Origin of the sequence: Lentzea alba, assembly GCF_011067745.1 — a bacterium.
Classification (GTDB): domain Bacteria; phylum Actinomycetota; class Actinomycetes; order Mycobacteriales; family Pseudonocardiaceae; genus Lentzea; species Lentzea alba.
The window spans coordinates 589,764-607,007 of sequence record NZ_JAAMPJ010000002.1 but is presented as its reverse complement, the minus strand read 5'-3'; the positions used below and the strand labels follow the sequence as shown (position 1 = coordinate 607,007).

The 17,244-nt window shown below is 67.2% G+C and carries 17 protein-coding genes; 9 read left to right on the top strand and 8 right to left on the bottom strand.

The annotated features are described in order from the left end of the window. Nucleotides 1–19: 19 nt before the first annotated feature. Nucleotides 20–532 carry a beta-class carbonic anhydrase gene (locus G7043_RS11265; RefSeq protein ID WP_166045501.1) on the bottom strand — a complete coding sequence of 171 codons (513 nt, stop codon included), beginning with the start codon at nucleotides 530–532 and terminating at the stop codon, nucleotides 20–22. Between the two features lie 152 nt (nucleotides 533–684). Between G7043_RS11265 and G7043_RS11260 the strand changes: the two genes are divergently transcribed. Beyond that, nucleotides 685–1,353 (top strand): hypothetical protein, encoded by a 669-nt coding sequence (locus tag G7043_RS11260; protein WP_166045500.1) that lies wholly within the window; start codon nucleotides 685–687, stop codon nucleotides 1,351–1,353. 3 nt (nucleotides 1,354–1,356) lie between these two features. Here G7043_RS11260 and G7043_RS11255 read toward each other — a convergent pair whose 3' ends face one another. Together G7043_RS11255 and G7043_RS11250 are read right to left on the bottom strand one after the other, a co-directional pair. Then, nucleotides 1,357–2,460 carry a LacI family DNA-binding transcriptional regulator gene (locus G7043_RS11255; protein WP_166045499.1) on the bottom strand — a complete coding sequence of 368 codons (1,104 nt, stop codon included), beginning with the start codon at nucleotides 2,458–2,460 and terminating at the stop codon, nucleotides 1,357–1,359. Nucleotides 2,461–2,594: 134 nt separating this feature from the next. Then, nucleotides 2,595–3,632, bottom strand: coding sequence for a LacI family DNA-binding transcriptional regulator (locus G7043_RS11250; RefSeq protein WP_166045498.1), 1,038 nt, complete (start codon nucleotides 3,630–3,632; stop codon nucleotides 2,595–2,597). A gap of 223 nt (nucleotides 3,633–3,855) precedes the next feature. Between G7043_RS11250 and G7043_RS11245 the strand changes: the two genes are divergently transcribed. From G7043_RS11245 to G7043_RS11235, 3 genes are all read left to right on the top strand, one after another. Then, a complete protein-coding gene (locus G7043_RS11245; protein ID WP_166045497.1) occupies nucleotides 3,856–5,115 on the top strand; it encodes an extracellular solute-binding protein in 1,260 nt (419 codons plus the stop codon). 102 nt (nucleotides 5,116–5,217) lie between these two features. Continuing rightward, entirely contained in the window at nucleotides 5,218–6,096 is an 879-nt protein-coding gene (locus G7043_RS11240; RefSeq protein ID WP_166045741.1) for a carbohydrate ABC transporter permease, read from the top strand. After that, nucleotides 6,096–6,992: a sugar ABC transporter permease gene (locus G7043_RS11235; protein ID WP_166045496.1), complete on the top strand. Its 897-nt coding sequence runs from the start codon at nucleotides 6,096–6,098 to the stop codon at nucleotides 6,990–6,992. Before G7043_RS11240 ends, G7043_RS11235 begins: the two co-directional genes overlap by 1 nt. Here G7043_RS11235 and G7043_RS11230 read toward each other — a convergent pair. Next, on the bottom strand, nucleotides 6,989–7,531 hold the full coding sequence (locus G7043_RS11230; RefSeq protein ID WP_166045495.1) for a dihydrofolate reductase family protein: 543 nt from the start codon (nucleotides 7,529–7,531) through the stop codon (nucleotides 6,989–6,991). The two genes, G7043_RS11235 and G7043_RS11230, sit on opposite strands and share 4 nt — an antisense overlap. Before the next feature lie 55 nt (nucleotides 7,532–7,586). Further along, complete coding sequence (locus tag G7043_RS11225; protein WP_166045494.1) at nucleotides 7,587–7,931, bottom strand: winged helix-turn-helix transcriptional regulator; 345 nt, start codon at nucleotides 7,929–7,931, stop codon at nucleotides 7,587–7,589. A gap of 85 nt (nucleotides 7,932–8,016) precedes the next feature. Here G7043_RS11225 and G7043_RS11220 point away from each other — a divergent pair, with 85 nt between their 5' ends. The 5 genes from G7043_RS11220 to G7043_RS11200 all read left to right on the top strand — a co-directional run bounded on the left by G7043_RS11220 (nucleotide 8,017) and on the right by G7043_RS11200 (nucleotide 12,560). Beyond that, nucleotides 8,017–8,775, top strand: a complete 759-nt coding sequence (locus G7043_RS11220; protein ID WP_166045493.1) for an NAD(P)H-binding protein — start codon at nucleotides 8,017–8,019, stop codon at nucleotides 8,773–8,775. A gap of 80 nt (nucleotides 8,776–8,855) precedes the next feature. Next, nucleotides 8,856–9,950 carry an ABC transporter ATP-binding protein gene (locus G7043_RS11215; RefSeq protein ID WP_166045492.1) on the top strand — a complete coding sequence of 365 codons (1,095 nt, stop codon included), beginning with the start codon at nucleotides 8,856–8,858 and terminating at the stop codon, nucleotides 9,948–9,950. Nucleotides 9,951–10,048: 98 nt separating this feature from the next. After that, the gene (locus G7043_RS11210) at nucleotides 10,049–10,960 is read left to right on the top strand and encodes a metal ABC transporter solute-binding protein, Zn/Mn family (RefSeq protein ID WP_166045491.1); all 912 of its coding nucleotides are present in this window, start codon (nucleotides 10,049–10,051) and stop codon (nucleotides 10,958–10,960) included. Continuing rightward, on the top strand, nucleotides 10,957–11,748 hold the full coding sequence (locus G7043_RS11205; protein WP_166045490.1) for a metal ABC transporter ATP-binding protein: 792 nt from the start codon (nucleotides 10,957–10,959) through the stop codon (nucleotides 11,746–11,748). The genes G7043_RS11210 and G7043_RS11205 overlap by 4 nt, the downstream gene beginning before the upstream one ends. Further along, a complete protein-coding gene (locus tag G7043_RS11200; protein ID WP_166045489.1) occupies nucleotides 11,745–12,560 on the top strand; it encodes a metal ABC transporter permease in 816 nt (271 codons plus the stop codon). Before G7043_RS11205 ends, G7043_RS11200 begins: the two co-directional genes overlap by 4 nt. A gap of 215 nt (nucleotides 12,561–12,775) precedes the next feature. On the opposite strand, the gene G7043_RS11190 is transcribed toward G7043_RS11200, so the two are convergent. The 3 genes from G7043_RS11190 to rlmB all read right to left on the bottom strand — a co-directional run bounded on the left by G7043_RS11190 (nucleotide 12,776) and on the right by rlmB (nucleotide 17,244). Then, complete coding sequence (locus tag G7043_RS11190) at nucleotides 12,776–14,134, bottom strand: GGDEF domain-containing protein (RefSeq protein WP_313887805.1); 1,359 nt, start codon at nucleotides 14,132–14,134, stop codon at nucleotides 12,776–12,778. 320 nt (nucleotides 14,135–14,454) lie between these two features. Next, the gene (locus tag G7043_RS11185) at nucleotides 14,455–15,678 is read right to left on the bottom strand and encodes an MFS transporter (protein ID WP_166045487.1); all 1,224 of its coding nucleotides are present in this window, start codon (nucleotides 15,676–15,678) and stop codon (nucleotides 14,455–14,457) included. A gap of 594 nt (nucleotides 15,679–16,272) precedes the next feature. Beyond that, nucleotides 16,273–17,244 (bottom strand): 23S rRNA (guanosine(2251)-2'-O)-methyltransferase RlmB, encoded by a 972-nt coding sequence (gene rlmB, locus G7043_RS11180; RefSeq protein WP_166045486.1) that lies wholly within the window; start codon nucleotides 17,242–17,244, stop codon nucleotides 16,273–16,275.

The following is a 17,244-nucleotide window of genomic DNA, read 5'->3' as shown; positions in this document are numbered from 1 at the left end:
GGCCCCGCGTGCCGAAAAATCAGGCGGCGGCGGTGTCCACCGCGTCTACCTCGCGGAGTTCGCCGGTGTGCACGTCGTACACGAAGCCGCGGATCTTGTCCGTGTGCGGGATGAACGGGCTGCGACGGAGGCGAGCCATGGAGCCGCGCACGCTCTGCTCGACCACCTTGAACGCCTCGACGGCCCAGGTCGGGCGCAGGCCGGTGTCGGCCTCCAGCTCGTCCTTGAAGTCGTCCTCGGTCACCATCTCGAGGCCGCAGTTCGTGTGGTGCACCAGCAACACCTCGCGCGTGCCCAGCTTGCGCTGGCTCAGCGCGAGCGACCGGATGGCGTCGTCGGTGACGACTCCACCCGCGTTGCGCAGCACGTGTGCCTCGCCCTGCTTCAACCCGAAGATCTCGAACACCCGGATGCGCGAGTCCATGCAGGTCAGAATCGCCACCTGCAGGGACGGCTTCGCGGACGAACGGTCTCCCGGAACCACGTTCCCGAGCTCGTAGTTCCGCTTGAGCAGTTCGTCGATCGCGGTCATGACAACCTCCATGGCCTACCGGCGGACCCCTGCGTCGATTGGAACCGGAGTTAGCAGGCGTTCACAAGGGGTAGAGGGTCAATATCACGTTCACCGGATCGAGCGATGCTCGCCTACCGCTGGATTCCACCTGGTCGGGCTACGTTCGGGCCGTGATCGAGCCCACAGGTCCGCTGCCGTCCACGGTGTACTGGCGCCGCCGCATCGCCGCGATCGGGGCCGCGCTGGTCACACTGCTGCTCGTGATCTGGCTCGTCGGGATGTTCGGCTCGGACGACCCGCAACCCCAGCCGGCCAACGCGGCCGCCGCGTCGTCGTCGAACCCGCCGCCCAGCATCTCCGAGACGGCGTCCGCGTCGTCCTCGACCACTCCGCCGCCGAGCGAGACCACGCCGCCGGCCCCGCCGCCTCCGCCTCCCGGACCGCCGCAGCCCTGCCCGGACGACGTGATCGGCGTGGTGGCGAAGGCCAACAAGCCGTTCTACACCATCGGTGACCAGCCGGAACTGTCGATGGACGTGGCCAACAACGGGCCGGTGCCGTGCATCAGGGACATCGGGCGCCAGCACCGCGAGCTCACCGTGCTGAGCGCCGACGGGGCGACGTTGCTGTGGTCCAGCAACCACTGCCTGGCGACCGCGGGTTCCGAGGTGCGGGTCATGCAGCCCAAGGAGATCTTCAACTACGGCACGAAGTGGGCGGGCTCCACCTCGAAGCCGGGGTGCGGTGCGCACACCCGGCTCGGGCCCGGCGACTACCTGCTGGTGGCGAAGCTGGCCGGAAAGGCCAGCTCACCCGTGGTGTTCAGACTGGAAAACTGAGCCTCACGGCCCGAACCAACGCTCCTCGGCACCGCCGCGCGGCGGCCCGGACGTCTTGCCGATGATCAGCTCGGTCGAGAGGTTCACCGACCGCGGCCGTGACCGCTCGCTCGCGTCGAGCAGCAGCTTGCCCGCCGCCCGGCCCTTCTCCAGCACCGGCTGACGAACCGTCGTGAGCCCGGCCTCCTCGCCCGCGCGGATGCCGTCGAAGCCGGTCACCGTCAGGTCGTGCGGCACGCGCAGGCCACGCCGTGCGGCCTCGGTCATCGCGCCGAGCGCCAGCACGTCCGAGGTGCAGATCAACGCGGTGATCTGCGGGTCCTTGTCGAGCACCTGCGCCGCGCCGGACGCACCGGAGGCCGTGTTGTGGTCGAAACGCTCGACCACGGGCACCTGCGACCAGTCGACGCCGGCCTCGCTGAACGCCTCGGCCAGGCCGGACAGGCGGTTGCGCTGCACGTGGAAGTGCGCGGCGTGCTGGCGGTCCGCGGTCACGAAGCCGTCGTTGCGGTCACGCGCGAGGCGCATGCACACGACGCCCACGCGACGGTGGCCCAGCGAGATCAGGTGCTTCGCGAGCTCGTACATCGCGCCGCGGTCGTCGATGCCGACGCGGTCCACGGTGCCGAGGTCCGGCTGGTCGCAGACGACGGTGGGCACCGGGCGCTCCAGCACGGCGGCCAAGTGCGGGTCGTCGTCCGGGACCGAGTAGACGACGAAGCCGTCGACGCCGGCGCGGTGGACGGACGCCACGTCCTCACGTTCGGGGTTGGCGGGCACCAGCAGCAGGCCGGTTCCCGCGTCCTCGCACGCCAAAGCGAGGCCTTCGAGGAAGCCGATCGCCGCCGGGTCGCGGAACGCGTAGGAGAGGTTCTCGGTGAGCAACAGGCCCACCGCCCCGGCCTTGCGCGTGCGCAACGAGCGCGCCACAGGATCCGGGCCGGGATAACCCAGCCTTCGGGCCGTGTCCAACACCCGCCGCCTCAGCTCGGGAGAGAGCTGGTCGGGACGGTTGTAGGCGTTGGACACCGTTGTCCGGGAAACGCCCAGCTCAGCGGCCAGAGAGGCCAACGTTGCCGGACGTCGCACATGCATCGACCGCGCCATGAAAGGACCGTAACGGTTCAGAACCAATTCGTGAAGCGAGGGTGACCCGTGTCCCTCAAATGACGCATCCGCCCTGGTTGACCCATCTGCCTTGTTCAGAAGTTGGTCCAGACCAAATTCGCCCATCGGGCGTCTCACTTCGGAGGCGCGGACGATTCCCTCGCGACGAGCCGGGGCCGGAACACGCGGGTGTAGTTGTCGGTGCCCTGCCTGCGGCGATCCGGGTCCAGGCGGAGCACGAGCTCGTCGATCGCCGCCGCCGCCATCTCCTCGATGGGCTGCGCGAGCGTCGTCAAAGTGGGCGATGAATAGGCGGCCAACGGAATGTCGTCGAACCCGACGACGGACAGGTCGCCCGGGATCGAGATCCCCCGTTGGTGAGCCTCACGCATCACGCCGAGCGCCATGTGGTCGGACGAGCAGATCACCGCGGTGGGTGTCACGGTGTCGAGCAACTGCGCCACGGCCAGACCGCCACCCTCCGGGCTGAACGGCCCATGCGCGACGTACTCCGAACCCGCCGGCAGGTGGTTCTCCTCAAGGGCGGCGGCCCATCCGGCGCGCTTCAGCCGCGACGGCAGCGACCGCGCCGGACCCGAGACGAACCCGATTCGTTCATGCCCGAGTTCGATCAGGTGTTTGGTGGCCATGTAGCCCGCGAGCTGCTCGTCCACCGTCACGTCGGGCACGTCCAGCGCAGGCGTGGCACCGTTCAGGAAGACCATGTGGACGCCGTCCGCGACGAGCTTCGCGTAGTAGCTCGGCCGGGGCGCCTGACCGAGCGGCACCTCGACGTTGGTGATCTCCGGTGACACGAACACCATGCCCTCGACACCGCGGGCCAGGAGCATCCGGACGTACTCCTCCTCGCCCATCGGGGCACCGCTGCGGGTGTTGCACAGCAGCGACGAGTAGCCGAGGCGGGCCGCCCGCGTCTCCAGGGCTTCGGCGAACGCGGGGAAGACCGGGTTCGAGAGCTCCGGCACCAGCAGGCCGATCACGCCGGTGCGTTGCAACGCACCGAGTCCGCGCGGGGTGTACGGCATCTCCGCGAGCACCGACAGCACCCGCTGCCGGGTCTCCTCGTTCACACCTGCGCGCCTGTTGAGGACACGGCTCACGGTCGAGATGGACACCCCGGCTGCCCTGGCGATCTCGGACAGTCCGGACACGTTGCCTCCCTGGTCAAGCTCGGTTGGGCGCAAGCTTGCCGCGTGCAGAAAAATTTTGCAACGAGCGTTTGCAAGACGGTGTCGTTACGGCTTGGTTACGGTCGACGTCTTGACCTGACCATGGTTCTGGTAGTGAAATCGCCCGCAACATTATCGCAAAAACTTGCAAGACCCCCTCATCTCACCGGGAGATGAGGCCCAGCTGGAGGGAACGGCAGCAACGATGCGACGGACAACCCTCGTGACCGCCATGGCGACGGGTGTCGCCCTCGTGCTCACCGCCTGCGGAAGCGGCGGATCGGGCAGCAACAGCGGATCCGACTCGGGCGAAGTGACCTTCTGGGACACCAGTGGCCCCAACGAGAGCCCCGTGTTCACCAAGATCGCGAACGACTGCGCCTCGAAGGGCGGTTACAAGGTCAAGACCGAGACCGTCGCGTTCGACCAGGCGCTGAACAACTACAAGACCGCCGCACAGGGTGGTCAGGGGCCGGACGTGTTCCGCTCCGAGGTCGCCTGGGTGCCGCAGCTCGCGAAGAACGGTCTCATCGCCGACCTGAGCGACACCGACCTCGCCAAGGACACCGGCGACTTCCTCGAGGTCCCGCTGGGCTCCACGAAGTACGAGGGCAAGTCCTGGGGCGTCCCGCAGGTCACCGACTCGCTCGCCCTGCTCTACAACAAGAAGAAGCTCGCGGACGCCGGTGTCGAGCCGCCGAAGACGTGGGACGAGCTCAAGGCTGCGGCCGCCAAGCTGGGCGGCGAGAAGTCGTTCTTCCTCAACAACGACGCGTACTACGCGCTGCCGTTCATCTACGGCGCGGGCGGCGACCTGGTCGACGCGGACGCCAAGAAGATCGTGGTCAACTCGGACAAGAACGTGAAGGCGCTGCAGACCGCCAAGGGCCTGCTCGACGCCAAGGCCGCGACGACCGCGCTCGACCCGACGAACTCCTATGCGAACATGCAGGCCGCGTTCTCGTCCGGCGAGGCCGCGATGGTCGTCAACGGTCCGTGGGCCGTCGCCGACTACCTCAAGGGCGCCGCGTTCACCGACAAGGCGAACCTCGGCATCGCGCCGGTTCCCGGTGACAGCGCGGGCAAGGGCAGCGCGCCGGTCGGTGGCCACGACTACGTGATCCGCCAGGGCACCAAGGCGAAGCAGTCCTCGATCAAGTTCATCCAGTGCATGAGCTCGGCCGAGTCGCAGGCGCAGGTCGCCAAGGAGCTCGGCCTGCTGCCGACCCGCAAGTCCGCCTACAGCAACGCCGACGTGAAGGCCAACGCCGTCGTGTCCGCGTTCGAGCCCGTGGCCAAGGCCGCGCACGCTCGCCCGTGGATCCCCGAGGGCGGCCAGCTGTTCGACCCGCTGAAGATCGCCTACGCGGACGTGCTGGCCGGCAAGAAGGAGGCCAAGGCGGCGCTCGACGAGGTCGCCAAGGCCTACAAGGACACCGTCGTCACCGAGTACTCGATCGGCTGAGTGAGCTCGTGAGCGGTCCGGTCCGCCGGGCCGCTCACGACCACGCTGGAGGGAGAGATTTCGGTGCGCCGGTTCTTGGAACGGCACTGGTACGCGTACGCGATGGTCCTGCCCGTCGTGGTGGTCATCGCTGTGTTGGTGCTCTACCCGCTCGCGCAGGGCGTGTTCTTCACCTTCACCAACATCAACGAGGCCAACATCGCCAACCCGGTGCTCGACCGGCCGGCGACCTACGAGGGCGTTGGTTTCAAGAACTACCTGAACGTGCTGTCCGGCGACTCGTCGTACGGCGCGTTCTGGGGCACGCTGCTCCGGACTTTGATCTGGACGTTCGGCTGCGTGTTCTTCCACTACACGATCGGCCTCGGCCTGGCGTTGCTGCTCAACCGCGAGGTCAAGGGCCGCACGCTCTACCGCGTCCTGCTGATCCTGCCGTGGGCCGTGCCCGCGTTCATCAGCGCGTTCGCGTGGAAGTACATGTTCAACGCGCAGTACGGGATCATCAACCAGCTGCTGCGCGCGGTCGGCCTGCCCGACCCGGTGTGGCTGGGTCAGTCCGACTGGGCGCTGTTCGCGGTGATCGTCGTCAACGTCTGGCTGGGCGTGCCGTTCATGATGGTGGCGCTGCTGGGCGGTCTGCAGTCGATCCCGGGGGATCTGTACGAAGCCGCGGAGATGGACGGCGCCACGCCGTGGCAGCGGTTCCGCAACGTGACGCTGCCGGGCCTGCGTTCGGTCTCGTCGACGGTGATCCTGCTGGGCATCATCTGGACGTTCAACATGTTCCCGGTGATCTACCTGATCGCCGGCCCGAACCCGAACACCCGCATCCTCGTCACGTACGCGTTCGAGCGCTTCTTCTCCGGCGCCTCACGTGACTACGCGATCGCGTCGACCTACGGCGTGCTCATCCTCTCCGTGTTGTTGGTCTTCGCCACGGTTTACCGCCGTGCACTGCGCAAGCAAGGCGAGGTGTGGTGATGACGCTCGACGCTTCTTCGTTGCAGGTGGTCCGTGCCACGGATCGCCGGCTCAAGCGCAGCGACCGCTCTCTCGCCGCGTCCATCGGCCTGCACGCCGGGCTGATCATCGCGTCGCTGGTCGCCGTGTTCCCGGTTTTCTGGGTGCTCGTCACGTCTTTCAAGCCGGACGCCCGTGCGGTGGAGACTTCGCCGAAGTTGTTCAACGAGTCCTCTTTGGACAACTACACGCGGATCCTGGGCGGTGAGAAGGGCGCGTTCCTCACCTGGTTCGGCAACTCGGTGCTGATCGCGTTGCTGACGACCGTGATCGCGGTGTTCCTGTCCGCGACGACGGGCTATGCGGCGTCGCGCTTCCGGTTCCCCGGCAAGCGATCGCTGATGATGTCGTTCCTCGTCGTGCAGATGTTCCCGTTCGCGGTGCTGATCGTGCCGCTGTACAACATCCTGATCGCCTTGGGACTGCAGGGAACCTCGATCGGCCTCGTGCTCGTGTACTGCACGACCGCGGTGCCGTTCTGCACCTACATGCTCAAGGGCTACTTCGACACGATTCCGACGGACATCGACGAAGCCGGTCGGGTGGACGGCTTGTCGCCGTTCGGCGTGTTCTGGCGGTTGGTCATGCCGCTGGCCAAGCCGGGTCTCGCGGTCACGTCCTTCTACGCCTTCCTGACCGCGTGGGGTGAGGTGGCGTTCGCGTCGGCCTTCCTGTCCGCTGCCGACGACTCGAAGACGTTGGCGGTCGGGCTGCAGGTGTTCGTGCAGCAGAACCGCACCGAATGGGGCCACCTCGCGGCGGCGTCCATCCTGGTCGCGATTCCCGCGGTGATCGTGTTCTACCTGGTGCAACGGTTCCTGGTGACCGGGCTGTCGTCCGGTGCCGTGAAGGGTTAGCCGCTCTGCCGCACCGGCCGATACCGCACGTTCACCTCTGAGTGGGGGTCGGCGGTGTCGAGCCGGTGCAGGTGGATCGGCGCCCCACCAGGGTTGTCGTAGAGCCTGAGGCCGTCGCCGAGCAGCACGGGCGCGATGTGCAGTGCGATCTCGTCGAGAAGTCCTCGTTCGATCAACTGACGGCCGATGGTCGGCGAGAACACCTCGAGGTCCTTGCCGTCCGCTGCCTCCAGCCCGATCCGCACAGCCTCGGCCACGTCGCAGGTCAGGAACGTGACACCGGCCGCGGGCGTCGCGTCCTCCGGGTGGTGGGTCAGGATGAAGAGCTTGCCTGCGAACTGGCCCCCGTACGGTGCGGTGGGATCCGGGATGGCGTTCCAGCCGTTGCGGCCGCCGAGGATGGCGCCCGTGCGCTCGGCGTAGGAGTTGACGAGTTCGGGCTGGTCGGTCGTGTGGGCCAGCCAGCCGAAGCCGTTGGCCGCGTCAGCCACGAAGCCGTCCAGTGACATCGAGAAGTGCAGTCGCACCTTGCCGGTCATCGGTTTCCTCCTGCGTTCGGGTTGTGCGGAGGTAGACCTGGGCGCTGTGGGAAACTCATCGGTCGTAGCGCGACCTGGCCTTCTCGACTTCCGGCAGGTTGCGCTTCGACCACTCGGCGAGGTTGTGGAAGATCGGCGCGAGACTGCGCCCCAGCTCGCTGATCTCGTACTCCACCCGTGGAGGAACCTCCGGGTGGTAGGTCCTGGTGATCAGGCCGTCTCTTTCGAGCTGCCGCAGCCGCTGCGTGAGGACCTTCGGCGTGATCGTGCCGATCCTGCGCTCCAGCTCCACGAATCGCATTCGGCCGTGCTGGTTCAGCGTCCACAGGATCGGTGTCGTCCAGCGGCTGAAGACCAGGTCCACGACCGGGGCGATCGGGCAGGCCAGTTCCGACTCCATGGATAGTCACTTTCCTCTAGGTACCTACTAACTTCACGATGTTAGCTTTCCTCGCGATACCGAATCAACGGCTGAGGAGATGCTCGTGATCGTGGTGACTGGGGCGACCGGAAACGTTGGCCGTCCGTTGATGGAGTTGTTGGGGGACAAGGCTGTCGGGGTGTCACGGCCGCAGGTGGATCTGTCCCGGCCTGCTTCGCTGGAGCCGGTGCTGGAGGGTGCGGAGGCGCTTTTCCTGTTGTTCGCGGGAGATCTGCTCGGGCCGGACACGGACATCGCCGCGGTGCTGGACGTCGCGAAGGCCGCTGGAGTGCGGCGGGTGGTGCTGTTGTCGTCGCAGGTCGCGGGTACGCGGCCGGAGATCGGTTCGCACTCGCTGCTGGCTTCGTTCGAGGAGGCCGTGCGGCAGTCGAGTCTGGAGTGGACGATCCTGCGGCCGAGCGGGTTCTTCACCAACGCCTACGCGTGGGCCGGCGGGGTGGCCGCGGCGCCGTTCGCGGACGTGGCGCTGCCGTTCGTCGATCCTCTGGACATCGCTGCCGTTGCTGCAGTGGCGCTTCAGGGCGGCCATGAGGGGCGGACGTACGTGCTGACCGGTCCGGAAGCGTTGACTCCGCGCGAGCGGGCTGAGGCGCTTTCGTTGCCGTTCGTCGAGCAGTCCGAAGAGGAAGCTCGCGCGCAGATGTCGCAGTTCATGCCTCCGCACGTGGTGGAGGGAACGTTGACCGTTCTCGGGTCGCCTCTGGCTGAGGAGCAGCAGGTCAGCGGCGATGTGGAGCTGGTGACCGGGCGGAAGGCGACGCGTTTCGCCGACTGGGCTGCCCGCAACGCGGAAGCCTTCTGAAACGTAAGCGCTTACGTCTGTTCCCGTAAGCGCTTGCAATGCCTAACGTCGCGCCCAGACAAAGGTGAAAGGTGCGTCACATGGCTGAGGTGTCCTACGTCAAGGCGTCGCGCGTGTTCTCCGGCAACCCGCCGGTCCGCGCGGTCGACGAGCTGTCTCTCGAAGTCAGCGACGGCGAGTTCCTGGTGCTGGTCGGACCGTCCGGTTCGGGCAAGTCGACGGCGCTGCGCATGCTCGCGGGCCTCGAGGACGTGGACGAGGGCGCCATCCAGATCGGTGGCAAGGACGTCACCAACGTGCCGCCGAAGGGCCGGGACATCGCCATGGTGTTCCAGTCGTACGCGCTGTACCCGCACATGACGGTCGCGGAGAACATGGGCTTCGCGCTCAAGCTGCGCGGTGTGCCGAAGACCGAGATCAAGGCGAAGGTCGACGAGGCCGCCAAGATGCTCGACCTCTCCAAGTACCTGGAGCGCAAGCCGAAGGCGCTGTCCGGTGGTCAGCGGCAGCGTGTCGCGATGGGGCGCGCCATCGTGCGTGAGCCGTCCGTGTTCCTCATGGACGAGCCGCTGTCCAACCTGGACGCCAAGCTGCGCGTCGAGACCCGTGCGAACATCGCGGCGCTGCAGCAGCGGCTCGGCACCACGACGATCTACGTCACGCACGACCAGGTCGAGGCCATGACGATGGGCCACCGCGTCGCGGTGCTCAAGGACGGTCTGCTGCAGCAGTGCGACACGCCTCGCGCGCTGTACGACCGCCCGGCCAACGCGTTCGTCGCGGGCTTCATCGGTTCGCCGGCCATGAACCTCAAGACCGTGCCGATCTCGTCGGAGGGCGCGAAGCTCGACGGCATCATCGTGCCGCTCAGCCGGGCCGCGCTCGACGCCGCCGGTGGTCTGGACGAGGTCACCTTCGGCATCCGGCCCGAGGCCCTCGGCATCGTGCCGTCGGGTGACGAGGGCATGGACATGACCGTCGAGCTGGTCGAGGAGCTCGGTGCCGACGCGCTCGTGCACGGTGCGGTGAAGATCGGTGACTCCTCGCAGCGCTTCGTCGTCCGCGTCGACGGCCGCACGCCGCCGACCCTGGGGCAGAACGTCAAGGTCGCGGTGCGCGACCACAGCGAGATCCACCTGTTCCACCCCGAATCGGGCGAGCGCCTGGAGGCGTGACTCACACGCGAAAGCCCCCGGCGTGACCGTCGGGGGCTTTTTCGTGTTCTAAACTGAACTCGACAACGGTTTCCATTACCTGATCGAGGGACGGCGTGATGACTCTCCGCAACGTTCTGGTGGGCGCGCTCGCTGTGGCGAGCCTGACCGCCTGTGGCACGACCACGCCGTCCGCCGACAGCGGCAAGATCCAGGTCGTGGCCTCCACGAACGTGTGGGGCAGCGTGGTCAAGGCCGTCGGCGGCGACGCCGTCGAGGTCAAGGCGCTGCTGGACGACCCAACAGCTGACCCGCACTCGTACGAGAGCAAGCCCGCGGACGCCGCGCTGGTCAAGGACGCCAAGCTGGTCGTGTTCAACGGCGGCGGCTACGACGACTTCTTCGCCAAGCTGATCACCAGCGACGCCACCAAGAAGATCGAGGCGTTCCCGCTGCGCGACAACCACGCCGAGCCGCAGACCGGGACACCGGACGCCGACGGTCACGACCACAGCGTGAACGAGCACGTCTGGTACGACCTGCACACCGTGGCCGCGGTGGCCGAGGCGGCCCAGAACGAGCTGAGCGCCCTCGCACCGGACAAGAAGGCGACGTTCGAGAGCAACACCAAGCAGTTCACCGCGGCGCTCGAGGACCTCGAGAAGAAGGTCGACGGCATCGGCAAGGGCAAGAAGGTCGTCGCTACCGAGCCGATCGCGCACTACCTGATCGACGAGACCGGGGCCGAGGACGTGACGCCCGAGGCGTTCAGCAAGGCCGTCGAGGAGGAGTCGGACGTGCCGGCCGCCGCGCTCGCGTCGATGAACCAGCTGGTCGAGGGCAAGCAGGTGAACGTGTTCATCGACAACACGCAGACGGAGAACCAGGTCACCAAGGGCCTTGTCGAGAAGGCCAAGACGGCAGGCGTGCCGATCGTCGCGGTCACCGAGACGTTGCCCGCGGGTGTGACCGGCTACCTTGACTGGATGAGCAAGCAGGTGGACGCGTTGTCGACGGCCCTCAAAGCATGAGCGCTATCTCGCTGCGCGGGGCCCGGCTGTCCTACGGGGACAGAGTGTTGTGGGACGGGCTCGACCTCGAGGTCGAGCCCGGTGAGTTCCTCGCGGTCCTCGGACCGAACGGGTCCGGCAAGACCAGCCTGATGAGGGTGCTGCTGGGACTGCAGCCGCTGTCGTCGGGTTCGGTCGAGGTGGTCGGTGGCAACCGCGCCATCGGGTACATCCCGCAGCAGCGAGCGCTCGACCAGTCCATGACGTTGCGCGGCCGGGACCTCGTCGGTCTCGGCCTCGACGGCTACCGGTGGGGCTTCGGCCTGCGCAACCGCCGTGAGCGCCGGATCCGGGTCGACGCGGCCATCGCCTCGGTCGGTGCCACGCGGTACGCCGACGAGCCGATCGGTGTGCTGTCCGGTGGTGAGCAGCAACGACTGCGCGTCGCCCAGGCGTTGGTCGGCGACCCGACCGTGATGCTCTGCGACGAACCGCTGCTGTCCCTGGACCTCGCGAACCAGCGGGTGGTCTCCGAGCTGATCGACAAACGGCGTCGTGAGGCTGACACGGCCGTTCTGTTCGTCACTCACGAGCTGAACCCGGTGCTGCCGTTGGTGGACCGAGTGCTTTACCTGGTCGGTGGACGGTTCCGGGTCGGCAAGCCGGACGAGGTCATGAACTCCCGGACGTTGTCCGAGCTCTACCGGACGCCGGTCGAGGTCGTGCGGGTGCGCGACCAGATCCTGGTCGTCGGTGCCGGGGCCTGCGAGGAGCAGACCCACCACCTGACGGCGGAGGCCGCGTCGTGACGTTCCTGGATCTGCTCGAACTGGACTTCGTGCGGACCGCGTTGATCGCGGCCGCCGTGCTGGGTCTCGTGGCGGGTGTTCTCGGGCCGCTGGTCGTGACCCGCAAGATGGCGTTCGCCGTGCACGGCACCAGCGAGCTCGCTTTCACCGGTGGCGCGGCGGCCCTGCTGCTGGGCGTCGGGGTCGGCTACGGCGCGCTGGCCGGGTCGATCGTCGCCGCGGTGCTGCTCGGCGTGTTGTCCCGCCGGGAGAGCGACCGCGACTCGGTGATCGGCGCGATCCTGGCGTTCGGGCTCGGCATGGGCATTCTCATGCTCGCGCTCTACAAAGGCCGTGCCTCCAACAAGTTCGGCCTGCTGACCGGTCAGATCGTCGGCGTCGACTCGACGGACCTGAACCTGCTGGTGGTGTCGTCGATCGCGGTGCTGGCCGTGCTGGCGTTCATCTACCGGCCGCTGTTCTTCGCCTCGGTCGACCCGGACGTCGCGATCTCGCGCGGTGTTCCGGTGCGCGGCCTGTCGATCGTGTTCGCCGTCCTGGTGGGTGTCGCGACGGCTCTTTCGGTACAGGTCGTCGGCGCGCTTCTGGTGCTGGCGCTGATGATCACGCCGGCCGCGGCCGCCATGCGCATCACCGCGTCGCCTTTGCGGGCGACCGTTCTTTCCGTTGTTTTCGCCGAAGTCGCGGCGGTCGGCGGCATTCTGCTGTCGTTGCAACCCGGCCTTCCGGTCTCCGCTCTCGTCACGGCGGTGAGCTTCGTCATATACCTCGTATGCCGAGGTATTGGGGCTGTGCAACGACGTTCCACCTGATGGACTTGCCGGGCGTCGGCACGGTAGTCGTGGCGACTGAACGGGCTGCCGCTGTCGCTGGACCTCACGTACCTGGCCCTGGACGTCGGCGAACCGTTGCTGGACCAGGACCTCGTCAACCGCGAGGCAGGGCATCAGGCACGACTCGTGACGGGACCCCACCCGGAGCGCACGCGAAGAGCAACAGCGCCTCGGCTTCACCATCGCCTTGATCGTCAGGCGGTTCGCGACGTGATCGGCTTGGTGATGTCGTCTTGGCGTGGTGCCGGCATCAGGCGCGGTGGGATGTCCAGGCCTGCTACGCGGACCTGGTTGCGGCCGTTTTCCTTGGCCTTGTAGAGGGCCGCGTCGGCCGAGTGTTGGGCTGTGGCCATGTCCGGGCCGTTGTCCGGGATCACGGCTACGCCGATTGAGGCCGAGATTGCTTGCAGCTCCACGCCTTCTGGTTCTGACGGTTGCATTTCGCGGCCGTACAGGGTGACCACGTTGCGGTGCTTGTCGGTGGTCGGGACGGCCAGGGAGCCGATGGCCTCGCGGATGCGTTCGGCGATCGTCACGCCTTGGGCCACCGGGGTGTCTTTGAGCGCTACTACGAACTCTTCGCCGCCGTCGCGGCCTGCTACGTCGCCTGGGCGGAGCTTTTCGCGCAGGATTCGGCCTACTTCGGCCAGGACGGCGTTGCCTGCCGGGTGGCCCCAGGTGTCGTTGATGCGCTTGAAGTGGTCCAGGTCGATCACCAGGACGGTCATCGGTTCGCCGTCCAGGCGGCAGCGTTCGGCCAGGCGGCCCGCGTACTCGGCCAGGCCGTTGGTGTTGAGCAGGCCGGTTCGGTAGTCGGTGTGGGCGTCTGCGGCCAGGCGTTGGTGGAGTTGTTCTTGCTCGCGCAGCAGGCGTTCCAGGTGGGCTCGGCGTTCTCCGGCTCGGGACAGGAGGGCGTTCACGAGAATTACCGGGACTACCAGGAGCAGTGGCCCCACCCAGTGCGAGGTCATGAGCATTCCGAGCATGGCGCCGGCGCCGAGGGTGCTCATTTCGAGCATGTTGTCGACTTTTGAGCCGAGGAAGTCGAGGACCTTCGAGTTCGGGGTCACGATCTTGAAGGCGACCGCGACGGTCATCACCTGGACGAACCAGTAGAGGACCGCGGCGATGGCCAGGACCAGTACCAGGCCCAGGTCGGTCGGGACGTTTCCGGTTGCTGCCAGTGAGACACCCGAAAGGTGGACGAGTGCCCACGAAAGGAGGGTGCTGGCGAGCATGGAGGCGGTGCCGAAGACGAAGCGGTACGGCTGGCGGCGGGCGATGGGCTGGATCAGGATGCGCATCCAGATGGTGGCCACTACGGCCAGGCCGCCGGGGAGAGCCACGGCTGCGGCGAAGGTCCAGACCGAGGTCAGGTCGATGTGGGGGCCCGAGGCCTCGTTGCGGCGGGCTTCTTCGGCTCTGCGGACGACGGTCAGGTGGATCGTGATCGCGGCGATGAGCGCGCCGAAGCGCAGCCAGTCGGAGGTCGAGATCGAAGTCAGTTGCGTCAGCAGCCAGATGGAGGCCACGAGCACGGCCGCTTCGAGCACGAAGAAATACGCGATCGCACTAGGCGCAACGGTCCAAAGGTCCCAGTTGCGAATCGGAGTCAAGCCGAGTGCCCGCGATCGCCTGCGATCAGTCAAACTGTTCTTCACCACGACCCCCTACGCTCATGGCACATCATGAGCAAAGCCGCCGCTGACCAGGTCGTAGACCACCGCGCTGCTGCTTGTCGCAACGAGGAGGTGTCCTTCCATGTGCAACAACCGTGACTTCTGAACGCCGCCTCTCCTCGATCGACTTCATTCGCACCTTGGATCATCATGGTGCCTCTGCTACGGATATCGCTTTTGGTGACCGTTCTGTTTCAGATTGCCACCGCCTTCGAGTCGTTGCGACCTCGGGCGCGTCGCCAGGCGAAGGTGGCCTGCGTCGCCAGCAGCAGTCCGATACCGCCCGCTCCCGCGATCGTGGCCGTGATCGAGCCGATCGAATGGGCGACGACACCGGCCAGCGCCATTCCTCCGCCCTGGCTCGAGCGCAACGCGGCGCGCCCAATACCGTAAGCCCTTCCTCGGTACTGGTCCGGTAGCAGCCGCATCCAGGCTGAACGAGCAGGCGTGTGATAAGCCCCGCCTATACCGGCGAACACCAGCAAAACGATCGTCCACGTCAGGTTCGGGTTGAACGCGAACATGATCAATGGTGCCAGCGACAGGATCGCCAGTGGACCGATCAGCCGTTCTCGCTTCGCCGGATCTCGCACGAGACGGAAGAGCAACGCCACGCCCAGCACGTTCGCGGCGGGTTCGATGGCGAGGATCAGGCCGACCGCCCACACCGCGTTCAGGCTCGCCGCGAGCGGTACCGCGAGTCCTTCCGGGACCATCGCGAGGCCCGCGAGGAGCCGGACGCCCAGCAGCGTCCTCAGGCGCGGCTCGGACACCATCAGGGCCAGGACGCCGCGTGGTTCGTCGTCCTTCTTCTTGCGGCCCAGCGGGTCTGCGGCTGGCCGGTGTCGCACGGAGACCTGCACCAAGATCGCCAGCAGGGCGAACGTGCCGGCGTTGATGGCGAGTGCCACGCCTGGGCCGGTGTAGGCGACGAGGAAGCCGGCGGCGGCGAGACCGGCCATCTGAGCTATGTCCACGGACGTGCCGAACAGCGCCACGCCGTCGTCGTAGCGCTTGGGCGGCAGGACGTGCGGGAGGCTCGCCTCCTGGGCCGCGAGGTACGGCGAGGAGATCGCCAGCACCGTCACCAGCAGCACGATCATCGCCCAGAGCGGCATGCCCGGAATGGCCATCGCGGCCATCAGGCCGGCCTGCAACCAGGCGGTCGTCACCATTACCGTGCGTCGCGGGAACCGGTCGGCCACCCAGCCGAGCAACGGGCCCGAAATCAGCGGCGGGAAGAGCGTCAGCGACCAGGTGAGGGCCGTTGCGGCAACGGATCGTGTTCGTTCGAATACGAGCAGTGATAAAGCGACCGCCGCGAGTTGGTCTCCGGCGGTCGAAACGGTCGAACCGACCCACATGGCGCGGAACTCACGCAAACCTACGAGCTCGCGGAGGGCGCCGCGGGTCGTCATGCGCGACCTCGGCGAGCGGCGCAGCGCGCGCGGCGAATCAGCACGTCCTGATTCGCTCTACGCCGAGTCACGTCGCCCCCGCCGGTGGTAATCAATTTCTATCGACAATCACGGTAGAAGCTGCCTGACCGTTCAACGTCTGTCCTACCACAGTGTGTACCTAAACGGAGCAGGCTGGTTACCTAAAGTAGTTACAATAGCGAAACGTAGCGCTGATCTTCTTCACAGTTGACCTGGGCGTCGCCTGATTGGACCCCAAATGGTCACGTTGTGTGTCAACCGGTGCCAAACGGGTGTCATCTGATCGGCCAACCGGTGCAAGCGGCTCCGACTCCTGCCCGGTGGAACTGGTAATTGGTGATCCAGCCAGAACGTACCGGGGCTCGGGAGTCACGCGTAATAGGCCGCGCCGTTTGTCTGCGCGGTCACTCGCAACCTGCTGGCAGCAAGTGGAGTTCGCCGTTTTCCCGCCTGCGAACCTAAACCGGTTTCGCAGGCAGGAAAACGATCACTAACGTCGGAGAATGAGTGCGCTTGGCGTCGCGAACCAGCCGATAACGTCAGACCGCCTGAGTCTGATCGGCCTCGGCCGGCTCAGCCCTTGGCGACGATCCGGCGGCGACGCGCGACCTCGGCCAGCACGACACCGGCGGCGACGGACGCGTTGAGCGACTCGACGCCGGTGGCCATCGGGATCGACACGGTCTGGTCGCAGGTCTCCTTGACCAGACGCCCGAGACCACGGCCCTCCGAGCCCACGACCACGACCAGCGGGCCCGTCGCGAGCTCCAGACCGTCGACGTCCACGTCACCGTCGGCGTCCAGGCCCACGATCATCAGGCCTGCCTCGGCCCAGTCGCGCAGCGTGCGGGTGAGGTTCGTGGCCATCGCGATCGGCAGCTTGGCCGCCGTGCCCGCGCTGGTCCGCCACGCAACAGCCGTCATCGACGCACTGCGCCGTTGCGGCAGCACCACGCCCTGCGCGCCGAACGCCGCGGCCGAACGCACGACGGCGCCCAGGTTGCGCGGGTCCGTCACGCCGTCGAGCGCCACCAGCAGCGGTGGCACACCGGCACGCTGTGCGGTTTCGAGCAACTCATCGGGTGACGCGTACTCGAACGGGGGAACTTGCAGGCCGAGGCCCTGGTGCATCGCGCCGCCGGTGATCCGGTCGAGCTCGCCGCGGGCCACCTCCAGCACGGAGATGCCCCGGTCGGCGGCCAGGCGCACGGCCTCGGCCACGCGGTCGTCCGCGTCGATGCCCAGCGCCACGTACAGCGCCGTTGCCGGGGTGCCCGCGCGCAGGCACTCGACGACCGGGTTGCGGCCGGCCACGGTCTCGGCCTGGGCCTTCTCCGTCTTCTGGCGCCGCTGGCTCTTGACGGCCTCGGTCTTCGCGACCACCTTGGCCCGCTTGTACGCGGGGTGGTTCGGGCGGTCCGACGCCTTCGGGGTCGGACCCTTGCCCTGCAGGCCCTTGGACTTCTGTCCGCCGGAGCCGACGACCGCGCCCTTCTTCGAGCCCGGATTGCGCATCGCGCCCTTGCGCTTGGAGTTGCCAGCCAC

Bases quoted from the DNA above. Each gene is read 5' to 3' on its own strand.
- G7043_RS11230 (WP_166045495.1), bottom strand. From the start codon at position 7,531: ATGACCGGCAAGGTGCGACTGCACTTCTCGATGTCACTGGACGGCTTC.
- G7043_RS11185 (WP_166045487.1), bottom strand. From the start codon at position 15,678: ATGACGACCCGCGGCGCCCTCCGCGAGCTCGTAGGTTTGCGTGAGTTC.
- G7043_RS11265 (WP_166045501.1), bottom strand. From the start codon at position 532: ATGACCGCGATCGACGAACTGCTCAAGCGGAACTACGAGCTCGGGAAC.
- G7043_RS11225 (WP_166045494.1), bottom strand. From the start codon at position 7,931: ATGGAGTCGGAACTGGCCTGCCCGATCGCCCCGGTCGTGGACCTGGTC.
- G7043_RS11235 (WP_166045496.1), top strand. From the start codon at position 6,096: ATGACGCTCGACGCTTCTTCGTTGCAGGTGGTCCGTGCCACGGATCGC.
- G7043_RS11255 (WP_166045499.1), bottom strand. From the start codon at position 2,460: ATGGCGCGGTCGATGCATGTGCGACGTCCGGCAACGTTGGCCTCTCTG.
- G7043_RS11205 (WP_166045490.1), top strand. From the start codon at position 10,957: ATGAGCGCTATCTCGCTGCGCGGGGCCCGGCTGTCCTACGGGGACAGA.
- G7043_RS11210 (WP_166045491.1), top strand. From the start codon at position 10,049: ATGACTCTCCGCAACGTTCTGGTGGGCGCGCTCGCTGTGGCGAGCCTG.
- G7043_RS11240 (WP_166045741.1), top strand. From the start codon at position 5,218: ATGGTCCTGCCCGTCGTGGTGGTCATCGCTGTGTTGGTGCTCTACCCG.
- G7043_RS11245 (WP_166045497.1), top strand. From the start codon at position 3,856: ATGCGACGGACAACCCTCGTGACCGCCATGGCGACGGGTGTCGCCCTC.
- G7043_RS11215 (WP_166045492.1), top strand. From the start codon at position 8,856: ATGGCTGAGGTGTCCTACGTCAAGGCGTCGCGCGTGTTCTCCGGCAAC.